Here is a 15029-nt window from a genome sequence, read left to right on the forward strand (position 1 = left end):
CCTGCCGGCCTTGTCGCGCAAGCTGCTGGGTGAAGAGCTGAGCCTGCCTTCGCTGCCCACATGGTGGTGCGGTGAGGCGGCCGCCTGGGCCGATGTCTGTGATGACCTGCATGCGCGGGTGATCCGCCCGAGTTACCCGCAGACCAGCACCCCGGGGCTGGGCTCGGCCGCGCCGCGTCAGCGCTTTGATGCCGTGATTGGCCATACCTTGTCCGAGTCGGCGCAGCGCGCCTGGCGCGACCGCATCGAGCAGGATCCCGCCTCCTACACCGTGCAGCGCTTCGTGCCTTACGCCCAGGCGCCGGTCTGGTCGGCAGGTGGCGTCAGCATGCGAGGGGCTTCGCTGCGCGTCTATGCCTTGTCTGACGGCCGAGGGGGCTGGCAGGTGCTGCCTGGCGGCATGACCCGGATCGCCACGCGCGAGGCCGGCCCTGTGTCCATGCAGTTGGGCGGCAGCAGCCTGGACACTTGGGTCCTGACCGACGAGTCGGTGGACACCTTCTCCATGCTGCCCACGTCGATCAAGCTGGAAGAGCTGATGCAGCGCCAGCGCCCGGTGGCCAGCCGCACGGGCGAAAACCTGTTCTGGATGGGGCGCTACACCGAGCGCACCGAGCAGCAGTTGCGGCTGATGCAGACCCTGGTGAGCCTGCAGTCCAGCGATGACGAGATGCACGGGACCGTCTCCCGTGTGCTGTCCGAGCTGGCCTTGGCCAACGGCCTGGTGCCACCTGGTACCCCGAGCCTGAGCCAGTCGCCACGGGTGTTCGAGCGTGCGGCGCTCGATGCCTTGGTGGACGTCAACGGCAAGCAAGGGGCCTACAGCCTGGGCTATAACCTGGGGACGCTGTCACGTTCGGCGCAGAGCTTGCGCGAGCGGCTGTCGCCCGAGCATGCGCGTTTGCTGCGTGCCTTGAGCATTGATTTCCAGCAGCGTGTGACCGCAGCGGGTACCGCTTACGCTTCGCCCGATGAGGACGACGATCACGCTGATGAGGCCGATGAGCGCACACCGGCAGCTTCAACGGCCACCCGCCTCAACAGCCTCACGCAGGCCTATGACGCCTTCGAGCACCTGGGCATGCAACTCGCCGCGGTGACCGGTGCCCAGACCGACCGCATGACCCGCGACCCTGGTTGGCGCTTGCTGACCGTGGGGCGCCTGATCGAACGTCTGACAGGCTATGCCGGCATGCTCAAGTCGTTCTGGGAAAACAACGCCTTGCTGCACGCCCAGGGTTTTGATCTCGTGGTGGACCTGTTTGACAGCGCCATCACCTTCAGAGCGCGGTTTCAGCGTCGCCTGGAGCGCCCGGCCTTGCTGGCCTTGCTGGTGATGGACGAAGCCAACCCCCGTGCGCTGGCGTGCGTGCTGCGCCGTTTGCGAACCGAGCTGCTCAAGTTGCCGGTACGAGGTGGCTCACATGATGACTTGCTGGCCTTGTTGCCGCACGAAGGTGTGGGTGTGTCGCTTGTGGATCTGTGTGACCCGGAGCATGGTGACGAGGCTGTGCTCAACATGCTCAACCGCCTGATCGATGCCGGCTGGCGACTGTCCGACGAGGTGGGCCGCCGTTACTTCGCGCATGCCGAGCCGACTGATTCGATGGTGAGCGCATGAGTGAGGTTCTGGATACGGCACGCCTGTCCGTCGAGCACGAGACGCTGTACAAATACAACCACGCGGTGGAGCAGGCACAACACATCGCCTGCCTGCGCCCGCTCAGTGATGAGGGGCAGCGCCTGGAGGTGTTCGACATGTCGGTCAGCCCGGTGCCCACGCAGCACAGCACGCGGCGTGACAGCCATGGCAACAGCCGGGCCTACTTTGCCATGCACGCGGCACACACCCAGTTGCGGGTGATGGCCCGCAGCCAGGTCACGGTGACTTCCCGTTATCAAGGGCTGGATCCTGCCAAAGGCCCGACCTGTGGCGAGGTGCGTGATCTGCTGGCGTATCGGGCGCATGCCGCCTTTCAGCCTGCCAGTGAATACCTGTATGCCTCGCCCTACGTGCCTTGCCTGAGCGCCCTGCGCGAATACGGTCTGGCCTCGCTGCACGACGATCGCCCGCTGGCCGAAGCCGCCATGGAGCTGATGAGCCGCATCCACGAGGACTTCACCTACGCGCCAGCCTCGACCGACATCTCCACGCCGGTTCTGGATGTCTTCCTGCAGCGCAAAGGCGTGTGCCAGGATTTCGCCCATCTCATGCTGGGTTGCCTGCGGGCCTGCGGCCTGGCCGGGCGCTACGTGAGCGGCTACCTCCTGACCTTGCCGCCTCCGGGGCAGGCACCCCTGGTTGGGGCGGATGCCTCGCATGCCTGGGTCAGCGTGTGGATCCCCGGTCTGGGGCTGGCGCGAGCAGAAGACTGGCTCGATCTGGACCCCACGAACGACTGTGTGCCCGATATTCACCACGTTCGTGTGGCCCATGGGCGCGATTTTGGTGATGTCACCCCACTGCGTGGTGTGATCCGGGGAGGTGGTAGTCACACCTTATTGGTGCGCGTGACCACCCGTTTGCTCGACGAACCTGTCCTGCAAACCCCTGTTCGCACCAATGTGGCGTAAGGCAAGGCCTTGAATGGGCGCATGATGGTGCGCGTGCCCGAAACCTGTGCCACCTCAATGGCCCTGACGGTGACCCTGGCACACTCTGTGCATGAAACAGTTGACCGCAGCTTTACCTACCCCTTCAGGAAGGGGCCCAACGATGCGATTCTTCGACGAGATGCATGTGAGCAGCGCCCAGGTGCGCGACCACTACAAGACCTATGACCGTTGGTTGGGGCGACAGCCCCGCGAGCTGATGGCTTCGCGACGCGAAGAAGCAGAAATGATCTTCCGCCGTGTCGGCATCACCTTCGCGGTGTATGGCGACAAGGATGAAGATGGCTCCGGCACCGAACGCCTCATTCCCTTCGACCTGATTCCTCGCATCATCCCGGCCGCCGAGTGGCGCGAGATGGAAAAGGGTCTGAAGCAACGCGTGACGGCGCTCAACCGCTTCCTGGAAGACGTGTACCACGGCCAGGAGATCCTCAAGGCGGGCATCATCCCCGCCGAGCCGGTGCTCAACAACGCCCAGTTCCGCAAGGAAATGGTGGACCTCAAGGTGCCGGGCGGCATCTACTCCATCATCGCGGGCATCGACATCGTTCGGGCCTGCAACCCGGATGGCTCCGGCACCTACTATGTGCTCGAAGACAACCTGCGTGTGCCCTCTGGCGTGAGCTACATGCTGGAGAACCGCAAGATGATGATGCGGCTCTTCCCGGATCTGTTTGCCGAGCACCGTGTGGCGCCCGTGGCCCACTACCCCGACTTGCTGCTCGACACGCTGCGCGCCATGGCGCCGGCCAACGTCAATGAGCCTACCGCCGTGGTGCTCACGCCAGGTGCCTACAACTCGGCCTATTTCGAACACGCTTTCCTGGCGCAGCAGATGGGCATCGAGCTGGTGGAGGGGCAGGATCTGTTCGTCAAGGACGACTTCGTCTACATGCGCACCACCCGTGGCCCGCAGCGCGTGGACGTGATCTACCGCCGCCTGGACGACGACTTCATGGACCCCGAAGTCTTCCGCAAGGACTCGACCCTGGGTGTGGCCGGCCTGCTGCGCGCCTACCGCGCCGGCAACGTGACCCTGGCCAACGCCTTTGGCACCGGTATCGCCGACGACAAGTCGATCTACCCCTATGTGCCCAAGATGATCGAGTTCTACCTGGGTGAAAAGCCCATCCTGCAGAACGTGCCCACGCATGTCTGCCGCGAGAAGGACGACCTCAAGTACACGCTCGACAACCTGGCTGATCTGGTGGTCAAGGAAGTGCACGGTGCGGGTGGCTACGGGATGCTGGTGGGCCCCGCTGCCACCAAGGCCGAGATCGAGGATTTCCGCAAGGCGCTGATCGCCAATCCGAGCAACTACATCGCGCAGCCCACGCTGTCGCTGTCGACCTGCCCGACCTTTGTCGAGTCCGGCATCGCGCCACGGCACATCGACTTGCGTCCCTTCGTGCTGTCAGGCAAGACGGTGCAGATGGTGCCCGGGGGCCTGACCCGCGTGGCGCTCAAGGAAGGCTCTCTGGTGGTCAACAGCTCGCAAGGCGGGGGCACCAAGGACACCTGGGTGCTGGAAACCTGATCTGAATAACAGCCATTGCCGGAGGACGCCACCATGCTCAATGAACGCATCGAAGACCATCTGCCGTCCCATCTGATCGAGACTGAAACCGGGGCCTTGCGCGCAAGCAACGCCTCGCATCTGGAGATTAAGCCCATGCTGTCGCGCACCGCTGACCACCTCTTCTGGATGGCACGCTACATGGAGCGTGCCGAGAACACCGCACGCCTGCTCGACGTCAACTACCAGACCTCGCTGCTGCCGCAATCCAGCGAGGCGGCGCAGGCCGGCTGGCGTGGCTTGCTGGGCATCAGCGAATTGCTGCCTGAGTACAAGGCCAAGTACGACGAGATCAATGCCCGTGACGTGATGGCCTTCATGGTCACGGACGCGTCCAACCCGTCGAGCATCCTCAACTGCCTGCGGGCCGCGCGTGAAAACGCCCGTGCCGTGCGCGGTGCGCTCACGACCGAAGTCTGGGAAACCATGAACCAGACCTGGCTGGAGTACAACCGCCTTGTCAAGGCCGGCGCGCTGGCCAAGGACCCTGCCGAGCTGTTCGAGTGGGTGAAGTTCCGCTCGCACCTCTCACGCGGCGTGACCCTGGGCACCATGCTGCAGGACGAGTCCTTCCACTTCCAGCGCATCGGCACCTTCCTGGAGCGCGCCGACAACACGGCTCGGCTGCTGGACGTGAAGTTTCACGCTCGCAACACCGAGTTCTTCGGCTCAGGCTTGGGCAACGAGGGCAAGGAAGTCGACTTCTATCACTGGTCTGCGGTGCTGCGCAGCGTGTCGGCCTTCGAGGTTTATCGCAAGGTCTACCGCAACGTGATCCGCCCGGAAAAGGTGGCCGAGTTGCTGATCCTGCGCGCCGAGATGCCCCGCTCGCTCGTGTTCTGCATGGACGAGGTCGTGAGCAACCTGCGTGCGGTGGCCAATGACCACAGCCACGAAACGCTGCGCCGTGCAGGCCGGCTGCGTGCCGACTTGCAGTTCAGCCGCATCGACGAAATCGTGGCCACGGGCCTGCACGCCTACCTCACGCAGTTCCTCGATCGCGTGGGTGATCTGGGCTACGGCATCAGCCGTGACTTCCTGATGCCAGCCTGATCATCAGGTGGGTCGTCTCAACGCGAAGGCAGCGGTGCACCCACCACGGCCTTGGCGAAGTCCGTACCGATGACGATGGAACCAGCCGCCGTGGGGTGGTTGGCGTCCCAGAACAGGTATTTGTCCGGGTTGGCGCACACCGGGCCGGGCACGCCAGGGAACACGGGCGTGTAGCAGGGCTCCGTCACGTTGTTGCCTTCGGCTGCGGCCTGAACCATGCGCGCCTGTGAGTAGGTGTAGGTCGCAAACGAGCGCACCGTGGCTTGTGGGTATTGCCTGGCGAACGCAGCCAGGGTGCTGTCGAGCAAGCTGGCGAATTCGGCACTGCGCGCCTTGGCGTTGACCAGGTAGTTGGTGAGCGTCTTGTTGTGGTCGTGTGCAGACGGCGTGATGCTCAGATCAGGCATCTGTGGCACGAAGAAGTGGCGAGCGCCGCGTGCATACAGCTTCGTCATGCCCTGCTTGATGTTGTTGGCAATGAGGCCGGCCGTCAGCTTGTTGAAGACATTGCCATTGGCGTAGAAATCGTCCGGGCCAGTCCACATCACATAAAGCGCGTTGGCATCCAGTTTGGCTGTGCTGCTGGGCAGGTTGTCCATGCAGTCCTGGATCTGCTTGAGCATGCCTTGTTGCATGCCGTAGACCGGCATGAGGTTGTCGTTGCCGGACCGTGCACCGGCAAACGCATAGTTCACCAGAGGCAGGTTCAAGGCATTGGCCATGGCCTCGATCACCACCACGCCATTGGAGAATCGCCCCTTGTAGCTGGGGGCTGCAGGCATGCCTTTGCCACCGAACGCGACGATGCTGTCAAACAGATTGCCGGTGTCGCTCATGCTGTCACCGAAGGAGATGACCTTGGTGTAGCTGTTGCTGAAGACCTGGGCGGGTGGCGTGGGGGCAGACGCCACGGGCTTGAGCTTGATGGCCTGCCTGAGCGTCAACTGGCGCAGGCCTTCCGAGTAGGGCAGCACTTCAGATCCGAAGGCGCCCATGATGCCGTTCCACAGCAGCTTGTTGGAGCCGATCACATAGGCCGTGGCGGGTGTGAGCACCACGCCACTGGCTTGTCCGGTGGCAGCCAGCAGCAAAGGAGGGAGTTGCGCATGGCTGGCGTTGGCAGTCAGCAGGCCGGCGAGGGCGAGGCTGCAACTGATGAGGATGCTCCGTGGCTTGTTGTTCATGTTGTTCGTGAGGCCTCGAACGGGCCTGTTCAGCGGTGGATGTGACGCTGGAGCATGCCGTTTTCCGATGATCGTTTCTTGTTATTTCCTGCCACTTCGATGCGCAAACCCCCTTGTTCAGGCGTGACGTGATTGCCGGTTGCGTCAGGCGATGGCGCCAAACGGATCACGCGGGCAGGCAGCGTGTCAGGTGACCGTCACGCTGGAGACCTGTTCAGACTCTGATCCGTGCTGCTTGAACTGGCACGCGTGACATGTGCGGTTCCTATCCTGATGGTGATTCGGCGCCATGTCGCGCATCAGCATCTGGGGAGGGATGTTCATGTTTCAGCTTCGTTCGGCTGCCATCGCGGCTTGGGGTCTGGTGTCTGTGCTGTCGGTGGCCTGGGCTTCGCCGGCCAACCATGTGGTGGTCGATATCGGTGATGTCCAGTTGCCTTTCACGCGCAGCATTGGCAACACGTTTTCCGCCAATGGTTCCGGCGGCTTTGTCTCGCAGGACGGTTCGCCCGTGGTGCTGGCGACGGTGGGCGACAAATCGTATTTCTATGACGACTATGTCTTCAACCTGCCTCTGGCACCACAAGCCAGCTTCAATGCAGCCGCCGTGTCGATTGACCTCGGCAGCTTTCTGAGCCTGCAGAATTTTTCGGCCAGGTTGTACAAGCTGGATGCCGGCCTCTCCTCACTGACCACGGGCCTGCCCAGCAGCGGCACGCCCGTGCAATCGTGGACATCGACCGCCTTGCTGACGCCCGGCTTGACTGGCACAACCGTGTTGTTCCAGAACGTGGACCTGCTGGCTGGTGCCCGCTATGCACTGGAATTCCGCGGCACGATTGCCGGCGCATTCGGTGGCAGTTATGGCGGCAACCTCAACATCACGCCTGTGCCTGAACCGAGCAGTGCGGCCATCGTGCTGGCCGCGTTGGGCGTGCTGGGGCTGTTGCGGCACCGTCGCCGCGTTTGAGGCGGGCGGCCAGTCTGCCGCCGTGGTCACTGCGCTTGCGCGGACGTGCCCCTTTGTGCCGCATTGAGTGCCTGAACACGGGCGCGCAAGGCCTCGAATGACATGGCCGCATCCAGCGAGGCCGCGAATTTGTCAGGCAGGCTGATCAGTGTTTCGAAGGGGCGGAAGTCCGCGTCCGTCTGATCATCCAGGAAGCGGATCTCGATGTGGCCGCCCTCGCGCTGCAGGAAGCCGCGCACGGCGTCCATGCCCACACCGCGCCCGGACACTTCCGTGACCTGATCGGCCGTGGAGAAACCGGAGCGGAAGATCAGTTGCGCGATGTCCTGAGGATCATGCGGCGCATCTTCGGGCAGGAGTCCCTGCGCGATGGCGCGCTGGCGAATTTTGGCCAGAGGCAGCCCGCGCCCATCGTCGGTCAGACGAATCTGCAGGCGGTTGTCCTCGACCGACACGTCGATGTGGATGCGCCCCTGGGCCGGCTTGCCCAGTGCTTCTCGCTCCGACGCTGGTTCGAGTCCATGGTCGATGGCGTTGCGCAGCAGGTGAGTGAACAGGTTGCTGACCAGGCCGCTGATCTGCGTGCGGATCATGATGCCGTGGTCGTCGATGTGGACGGCCGGGGCCTGCTTGCCCAGTTCCGCTGCCAATGAGGGCAAGGCCCCCAGCGGGCCGATGAGCACCTCTTCCATGGGCTCGGTGCCCACCATGTTCAGCGTGCGGCCGAGGTGGACCATCACGCTGCGCATGGCCAGCTGGTCGTCGGTGTCCACTTCGGCCAGCATGCCCAGTGCGCGATGGAGCTGGTCCTTGTCGACCATGAGGAACTTCTCGACCTGCCCGCGACGGCCCGGTCCCTTGCGCCCCAGCACCACATCGTTGATGTGGGCGTAGCGCGCGACCATGGTTTGCAGCTCGTCCAGCTGGGCCAGCAAGGCCTGCGGGTCCCAGGGGGCATCGTCCTTCTTGCGCAGGTCATCGTAAGCCTGCTCGGTCACGTGCACGAGATTGGTCAGGTAGAGCAAGGCATAGGTGCGTGCATTGCCTTTGACCGTGTGCATGTTGCGAAACAGCAGGTTGACGATGTCGGTGCGCTTTTCGCCGGCCTGGGTGATGAGGCGACGGTTGTCGTCGATGAACTGGTTGGCGCTTTCGATGAACTCGTTGAACTTCTCCTGGCTGACGGCCAGGATCTCGCCAATGATCTCCAGCTCGCGCTTGCGGGCCTGGGACTCCTTCTCCAGGCGCTTGAGTTCGGTCACATCGCGCACGCACAGCATGAGCTTTTCAACGGTGTCGTGGCGATCGCAGATGGGCGACCAGCTCAGCTCCAGCGATTTCACGCGGCCGTCCGGCATGGTCCGGTCGAAGGCCTGGACCATCAGGTGGGCGTTGAACGCGAAGTTCATGCGGTCTTCGCCGATGCACGATTCGGCAGCGGCCTGAACCTGCGACAGCGCATTGGCGTCCAGGCTTGTATTGGCAAACACCAGGTCCATCAGATCACGCCGGGCGATGTCCCGCGTTTCGAAGATGGTTTCCAGATAGGCAGAGTATTCGGCGTGGATGACATTGCCGCGCGTTACCGTCAGCACGCCCTGGGGCATGTTCTGCAGCATGTTGTCGATGTCCTGCGTCTTGCTGCGCAGGGCTTCGTTGGCGCGGTTGATCAGGAAGTAATACACGCCGGCCAGGAAGACCATGATGAGCATGGTCCCGAAGATGTTGAAGTAATGCAGGCCGTCCTGAACGGGCAGGGGCAGTTGATGAGGCGGCGTGCTGTTGCGCAGCAGCAAGTCCAGGCCCAGGTAGGACATGGCCACGGCCAGGGTAGCGGCTGCCTTGACCCACAGCGGGCGCAGATTGCTCATCACCAGCACGGGCAGGACGAGCAACACATAGTGGTGGAAGCCGCTGGCCCAGCCAATGACGAAGCTGGCCAGCACCGCATGGCCGACCACTTCGATGCCCGTCATGGCCAGCGCCAGGTTGATCTGGTTGCGCCGCGCCAGGAAGAACACGGCCACGAAGCAGGCGCAACTGAGAACGTTGACGAAGGCCAGCAGGTCCACCTTGCACCAGGCAAAGATGGACAGGAAGGCGATGTGCGTGGGCAGGGCGATCCCGGCGATGCACTGCAGCAAGCCCTTGAAAGTTTGTTGCAGTTCGTTGGCAGGCTCGTCGCCAGCGGGTGTGGTCTGGGTGGAAGCGTCGTTCTTGTGCGGCTGCGTCATCGGGGCGCTCTCTGATCTGTGGAGATAGGTCCATCTGCTTATCGACCTTTTTCGGCGCCATTTGAGTGGGGGCAATCGGCGACCTGGCGCATCAAGTCAATCTGACTGCAGCCGATATCACTTGCGAGAACTCCTCAACTTCACGAATGTCGACCATGAGAATTCAGCATTTCAAGTTCGCGGCGTGCGCTGTCCTGAGTGTGATGGCGGGTTCGGCCGCAGCGCAGTCCTATACGTTCAAGCTGGGTGGTGCCCACCTGGATCCCCGGGCAACCAGCAGTGACCTGGAGGGCGTGTTTCCGGCCTGGGCTGCCAATGCGGCGGTGCCGCCCGGTGTGCAACTGGCGGTCCAGCCCAAGTCTTTTGTGTACTTCAGCCTGGCCCGCGCGTTGAACGACAACTGGGAGGTGGAAGCCGCCCTGGGTGTGCCCCCGAAGGCAGACGTGAAGCTGCGTATCGGGGACAACATCAAGGCGCTCACTGGTGTCAGCGCCAATGCGGCCTACCTGGCCTCGTTTGACAATCAGACGGTGGCCCGCATCACCGCCGTGACGCCCACCATTTTCCTGAACTACAAGCTGGGCGATGCCTCCAGTGCCTGCCGTCCGTTCGTGGGGGTGGGCATCAACTACTCGCATATCACGGCCAAGACCACGGCTGCGGGTGACAGCTTCTACTCGGCACACGGGGCGGTTGCGTCCGAGGCGCCCGTGGACATCAAACTGACGGATTCCTTCGGGCTGGCCTTCCAGACCGGTGTGAGCTACAAGCTGGACAAGAACTGGTCGATTAACGCCAGCTGGCTCACGGCGGCCGTCAAGAACAACATGACGATCACGACGCCCACCAGCCGCCAGACGGCGACCTACCGCTATCACCCCTCGGTGTTCACCGCTTCCGTGGGCTACACGTTCTGAGCGCTTCAGCTGGCTCGGCTTCATCGGGCTGGAAACGAAAAATGCCGAGCATTGCTCGGCATTTTTTCATGTGGCGCAAATTCAGGCCTGTTGCGCAGGAGGCACGTAGCCTTGCACCTGTTCGGCGCCTTCGCCAAAGAAGAACTGCTCCATCTGGCGAGCCAGGTACTGGCGGGCGCGGGCATCGGCCAGGTTCAGGCGGTTTTCATTGACCAGCATGGTCTGGTGCTTCATCCAGAGTTGCCAGGCTTCCTTGCTGATCTCGTTGTAGATCCGCTTGCCCAGCTCACCCGGATAGGGCGCGAAGTCCAGGCCTTCGCCTTCCTTGTTGAGGTGCTTGCATTGAATGGTGCGTGCCATGGTTGTCAGTCCGAAAGAAGAAAAGAATCACTTGAGTTGTTTGACCAGCACCTGCGAGCGCCGGTCCCACTTGTAGCTGCGCTTGCGGGCTTCAGGCAGCCAGGCCGGGTCGACCGGCGCGAAGCCGCGCTTGATGAACCAGTGCATGGTACGCGTGGTCAATACAAACAGGGTATTTAGGCCCATTGCCCGAGCGCGTTGCTCGATTCGCTTGAGAATGCGCTCACCGTCGCCCTGGCCTTGTACGCTGGGCGAGATGGTGAGGGCGGCCATCTCGGCGGTGCTGGCCTCGGGGAAGGGGTAGAGCGCCGCGCAGCCGAAGATCACGCCGTCGTGCTCGATCACGGTGTACTGGGCCACATCGCGTTCGATTTCGGTACGGCTGCGCTTGACCAGGGTGCCGTCCTGCTCGAACGGTTCGATCAGCTGCAGGATGCCGCCGACGTCGTCCGGCGTGGCTTCGCGCAGGCTCTCCAACTTCTCGTCGACGATCATGGTGCCCACGCCATCGTGCGTGAACACCTCCATCAGCAGGGCGCCATCCACCAGGAAGGGGATGATGTGCACGCGCTCGACGCCACCTTCGCTGGCCTTCACCGCATGCTGCAGGTAAAACGCCGTGTCAGTGGGCTGCAAGGGGTTGGGCAGGGCGGCCAGCAGGCGCTTGGCTTCTGCCAGTGCCAGTTCCTGGTCGATCTCGACATCAGGATCGTGCTGCTTGGCTTCCAGTTCCTTGGCCTTGGCGGGCTCCTGCACGATGTTTTGCAGGATGCCGCGCACCTCGGTCACGAAGATCAGCTTGTCGGCCTGCAGGGCGATGGCGGCGCTGGTGGCCACATCTTCCATGCTCAGGTTGAAGGCCTCGCCGGTATGCGAAAAACCGAAGGGCGACAGCATGACCAGGGCGCCCGTGTCGATGGCGCGGCGCACGGCCATGGCGTCGATCTTGCGCACCAGGCCGGTGTGCATGAAGTCCACGCCGTCGACGATGCCCACGGGGCGGGCCGTCACGAAATTGCCCGAGATCACACTCACGGACGCGCCGGCCATGGGCGTATTGGGCAGCCCCAGCGAGAACGCGGCTTCGATTTCATAGCGCAACTGGCCCGCCGCTTCCTGGGCGCAGTCCAGCGCCACCGTGTCGGTGATGCGCATGCCGTGGCTGAATTTCGACTCCTGTCCCTTGGCGCGCAGTTGTTCTTCCAGTTGCGGGCGGAAACCATGCGCCAGCACGATCTTGATGCCCATGGCCTGCATCAGGGCCAGATCCTGCACGAAGCTCTCGAGCTTGCCGGCGGCAATCAGCTCCCCGGACAGCCCAACGACAAAGGTTTTGCCGCGGTGCGCGTGGATGTGAGGCGCCACTGAGCGAAACCAGGGCACGAAGGTGTGGGGGAAGACCAGGTCCATTGAGGTGGGCGCAGACGGGGCAGCCGTTCGGAAATAAATGAGGGGAGATGCGTCAGGCCCTAATGTTACGGGCAATGCGCACTCCCCACACGGTCTTGAACGCACGCCAGTGCGTCGCGGCTCACAGATTCGGGCGTTTGTCGAACCAGGGACGGGCGTGTTCCAGCTGGGCGGCCAGTTGCAGCAGGCGGGCTTCCGAGTTGACGGGCCCCACGAACTGCACACCCAGAGGCAGGCCGTCGGGCGTCCAGTACAGGGGCACGGACATGGCCGGGCGGCCGGTGATGTTGGCCAGTTGGGTGTAGGGCGTCCAGCCCAGGTTCTTGAGGATGATTTCCTGGAAAAAGCTGGACTTGCGGATGGCGCCGAACAGGCCCAGGCCCGAGAGCACCTTGTTGACCATGTGCAGGGCGGGCGGCGTGGTCAGGGCGCCAACGGGCAAGGGCGGGGCGCTGATCGTGGGTGAGAGCCACAGATCGAACTGCGCATGGAAGCGCGTCAGGTCCATGGTGTGCAGGTGCCAGCGCTCCAGGCAGCCGCACAGCTCAGGGCCGGAGACGGTGCGCCCCATCGCCGCCATGACCTGGGTGTCGGGCTCGAAATCCGACAGCCTGAGCCCTTCCTGGCGGCACAGCTCGTCCACCAGGAAGGCCTGGGCGCAGAACCAGGCCAGCAGGAAGTCGGCGGCCAGCTGTTTGCCGTCGAAGGGCAGTTTGACGGGCTCGACATGGTGGCCCAGGGCAGTCAGCAGCCGGACGGCGTCTTCCGTGGCGGCAATGGCCTGCGGATCGACCGGCGTGCCGGTGGGTGATTCGGTCGAGTAGCCGATCCGCATGGTGCGAGGCGGGCGGTCGATGGCCTGCAGGTAAGCCTGATCCGGCCTGGGCATCCAGAAAGGCGCATGGGCCTCCGGGCCTTGAAGAATGTCCATCATGGCCGCCGTGTCGCGCACGCTGCGGGACAGCACGCCTTGCACGGCGGCGCCAAACAGGCCTTCCGCCGCCATGGGGCCGATCGAGACGCGGCCGCGCCCCATCTTCAGGCCGAACAGGCCATTGCAGGCCGCCGGGATGCGGATGGAGCCGCCGCCATCGCTGGCGCCCGCCACGGGCACGATGCCGGCTGCGATGGCCGCTGCCGAGCCGCCGGACGAGCCGCCTGGCGTGCGTTTCGTGTTCCAGGGGTTGCGCGTGGGGCCGAAGTCACGCGGCTCCGTCATGTTCTTGGCGCCGAATTCCGGGGTGTTGGTGGCCCCGAAGATCACCAGGCCGGCGTCCGTCCAGCGGCGCACCACGTCACTCGTGATGGGCGAGATGGCGCGGGCGTGGGCGGCATTGCCCCAGCTGCTGGGGGCGCCCTCCCACTCCTGGAACAGGTCCTTGATCAGGAAGGGGACGCCGGCAAACGGCTGCTCGGGCGTGAATGCCTGCTGAACCCTCTGTCGCGCTCGGTCGTCATAGCGCCGGATGATGGCGTTGAGCTGGCCGTGGGTGGCGTCGGCGCGGGCCATGGCCACGCTCAGCAACTCGGCGGGAGAGACTTCGCCACGTCTGACCAGGTCGGCCAGACCCAGGGCGTCGAACCGGGTGTATTCGTGAAACTGCATGGGCTTGGATAATGGCGGACTTTCGCCGTTTTTTGCCGCCGCCTGGCCCCCAGTCTGACTCCGTATCTTCCCGTGTTGCCTGAACCCCTCCCAATCACTTTCCCCGAGTCTCTGCCTGTCAGCGGTAAACGCGACGAGATCGAGGCCGCTCTGCGTGCCCACCAGGTCATCATCGTTTGCGGTGAAACGGGTTCGGGCAAGACCACGCAGTTGCCCAAGATCGCCATGGCGATGGGGCGGGGTGGCTGGGGGCAGCCACGTGATCCGAATCTGCCGCGCCATCTGAGGCCCAAGCTGATCGGCCACACGCAGCCGCGCCGGATCGCGGCCTCCAGCGTGGCCAAGCGCATCGCGGAGGAGCTCAACACGCCGTTGGGCGAGGTGGTGGGCTACAAGGTCCGCTTCCAGGATCGCATCCAGCCTGGTGCCAGCGTCAAGCTGATGACCGACGGCATCCTGCTGGCCGAGACACAGGGTGATCCGGACCTCAAGGCCTACGACACCATCATCATCGACGAGGCGCACGAACGCAGCCTCAACATCGACTTCCTGCTGGGCTACCTGCGCCAGTTGCTGCCGCGTCGGCCTGATCTGAAGATCATCGTGACCTCGGCCACGATCGATGCCGAGCGCTTTGCCAAGCACTTTGAATCGGCCAAGGGGCCCGCGCCGGTCATCATGGTGTCGGGGCGATTGTTCCCGGTCGAGCAGCGTTATCGGCCGTTCGAGGAAAGCCGCGAGTATGGCTTGAACGAAGCCATCACGGATGCTGCAGACGAACTCTGGCGTGAAGGCAGTGGCGACATCCTCGTTTTCCTGCCCGGCGAGCGCGAGATCCGCGAGGCGGCGGATCACCTGCGCAAACACTTCGCGCATCACCGGGTCACCGCCAACATCCTGCCGCTGTTTGCGCGCCTGAGCCAGCAGGAGCAGGACGAGGTGTTCAAGACCGGCGGCGGGCGGCGCATTGTGCTGGCCACCAACGTGGCCGAAACCTCCTTGACCGTGCCGGGCATCCGCTACGTGATCGATTCGGGCATGGCGCGCGTCAAGCGCTATTCCTTTCGCAACAAGGTCGAGCAACTGCAGATCGAGCCGATCAGCCA

12 protein-coding genes are annotated in these 15029 nt (G+C 63.7%); 7 read left to right on the plus strand and 5 right to left on the minus strand.

Annotated features, from left to right (window positions below; all coding sequences use genetic code 11):
• The 4 genes from VFW93_RS18835 to VFW93_RS18850 all read left to right on the plus strand — a co-directional run.
• Positions 1–1621: alpha-E domain-containing protein (locus VFW93_RS18835; protein WP_329695489.1), on the plus strand; the 1621-nt coding region annotated here is incomplete at its 5' end.
• On the plus strand, positions 1618–2574 hold the full coding sequence (locus VFW93_RS18840) for a transglutaminase family protein (protein ID WP_329695490.1): 957 nt from the start codon (positions 1618–1620) through the stop codon (positions 2572–2574). The genes VFW93_RS18835 and VFW93_RS18840, both read left to right, overlap by 4 nt.
• Before the next feature lie 142 nt (positions 2575–2716).
• Positions 2717–4150: a circularly permuted type 2 ATP-grasp protein gene (locus VFW93_RS18845; protein WP_329695491.1), complete on the plus strand. Its 1434-nt coding sequence runs from the start codon at positions 2717–2719 to the stop codon at positions 4148–4150.
• A gap of 135 nt (positions 4151–4285) precedes the next feature.
• The gene (locus VFW93_RS18850; protein WP_329695499.1) at positions 4286–5242 is read left to right on the plus strand and encodes an alpha-E domain-containing protein; all 957 of its coding nucleotides are present in this window, start codon (positions 4286–4288) and stop codon (positions 5240–5242) included.
• A gap of 17 nt (positions 5243–5259) precedes the next feature.
• Here VFW93_RS18850 and VFW93_RS18855 read toward each other — a convergent pair whose 3' ends face one another.
• Positions 5260–6426, minus strand: coding sequence for an SGNH/GDSL hydrolase family protein (locus tag VFW93_RS18855; protein ID WP_329695492.1), 1167 nt, complete (start codon positions 6424–6426; stop codon positions 5260–5262).
• Positions 6427–6748: 322 nt separating this feature from the next.
• On the opposite strand from VFW93_RS18855, the gene VFW93_RS18860 reads away from it, so the two are divergent.
• Positions 6749–7396, plus strand: a complete 648-nt coding sequence (locus VFW93_RS18860; protein ID WP_329695493.1) for an FxDxF family PEP-CTERM protein — start codon at positions 6749–6751, stop codon at positions 7394–7396.
• Positions 7397–7422: 26 nt separating this feature from the next.
• On the opposite strand, the gene VFW93_RS18865 is transcribed toward VFW93_RS18860, so the two are convergent.
• On the minus strand, positions 7423–9630 hold the full coding sequence (locus VFW93_RS18865; RefSeq protein WP_329695494.1) for an ATP-binding protein: 2208 nt from the start codon (positions 9628–9630) through the stop codon (positions 7423–7425).
• A 155-nt stretch (positions 9631–9785) separates the two neighbouring features.
• Between VFW93_RS18865 and VFW93_RS18870 the strand changes: the two genes are divergently transcribed.
• Positions 9786–10547: an OmpW/AlkL family protein gene (locus VFW93_RS18870; RefSeq protein WP_329695495.1), complete on the plus strand. Its 762-nt coding sequence runs from the start codon at positions 9786–9788 to the stop codon at positions 10545–10547.
• An 81-nt stretch (positions 10548–10628) separates the two neighbouring features.
• Here VFW93_RS18870 and VFW93_RS18875 read toward each other — a convergent pair whose 3' ends face one another.
• The 3 genes from VFW93_RS18875 to VFW93_RS18885 all read right to left on the minus strand — a co-directional run bounded on the left by VFW93_RS18875 (position 10629) and on the right by VFW93_RS18885 (position 13923).
• A complete protein-coding gene (locus VFW93_RS18875; RefSeq protein WP_290643910.1) occupies positions 10629–10907 on the minus strand; it encodes an oxidative damage protection protein in 279 nt (92 codons plus the stop codon).
• Between the two features lie 27 nt (positions 10908–10934).
• Positions 10935–12317 carry an amino-acid N-acetyltransferase gene (gene argA / locus VFW93_RS18880; RefSeq protein WP_329695496.1) on the minus strand — a complete coding sequence of 461 codons (1383 nt, stop codon included), beginning with the start codon at positions 12315–12317 and terminating at the stop codon, positions 10935–10937.
• Between the two features lie 121 nt (positions 12318–12438).
• Entirely contained in the window at positions 12439–13923 is a 1485-nt protein-coding gene (locus VFW93_RS18885; protein ID WP_329695497.1) for an amidase, read from the minus strand.
• Between the two features lie 72 nt (positions 13924–13995).
• Between VFW93_RS18885 and VFW93_RS18890 the strand changes: the two genes are divergently transcribed.
• Positions 13996–15029 (plus strand): helicase-related protein (locus tag VFW93_RS18890; RefSeq protein WP_329695498.1); only part of this gene is annotated, 1034 nt, incomplete at its 3' end.

It is taken from the genome of Aquabacterium sp. (assembly GCF_036279675.1).
GTDB lineage: Bacteria > Pseudomonadota > Gammaproteobacteria > Burkholderiales > Burkholderiaceae_C > Aquabacterium.

Coding starts and splice junctions, on each gene's coding strand:
- VFW93_RS18840 (WP_329695490.1), top strand. CDS start 1,618: ATGAGTGAGGTTCTGGATACGGCACGCCTGTCCGTCGAGCACGAGACG.
- VFW93_RS18885 (WP_329695497.1), bottom strand. CDS start 13,923: ATGCAGTTTCACGAATACACCCGGTTCGACGCCCTGGGTCTGGCCGAC.
- argA (WP_329695496.1), bottom strand. CDS start 12,317: ATGGACCTGGTCTTCCCCCACACCTTCGTGCCCTGGTTTCGCTCAGTG.
- VFW93_RS18865 (WP_329695494.1), bottom strand. CDS start 9,630: ATGACGCAGCCGCACAAGAACGACGCTTCCACCCAGACCACACCCGCT.
- VFW93_RS18875 (WP_290643910.1), bottom strand. CDS start 10,907: ATGGCACGCACCATTCAATGCAAGCACCTCAACAAGGAAGGCGAAGGC.
- VFW93_RS18870 (WP_329695495.1), top strand. CDS start 9,786: ATGAGAATTCAGCATTTCAAGTTCGCGGCGTGCGCTGTCCTGAGTGTG.
- VFW93_RS18850 (WP_329695499.1), top strand. CDS start 4,286: ATGCTGTCGCGCACCGCTGACCACCTCTTCTGGATGGCACGCTACATG.
- VFW93_RS18855 (WP_329695492.1), bottom strand. CDS start 6,426: ATGAACAACAAGCCACGGAGCATCCTCATCAGTTGCAGCCTCGCCCTC.
- VFW93_RS18860 (WP_329695493.1), top strand. CDS start 6,749: ATGTTTCAGCTTCGTTCGGCTGCCATCGCGGCTTGGGGTCTGGTGTCT.
- VFW93_RS18845 (WP_329695491.1), top strand. CDS start 2,717: ATGCGATTCTTCGACGAGATGCATGTGAGCAGCGCCCAGGTGCGCGAC.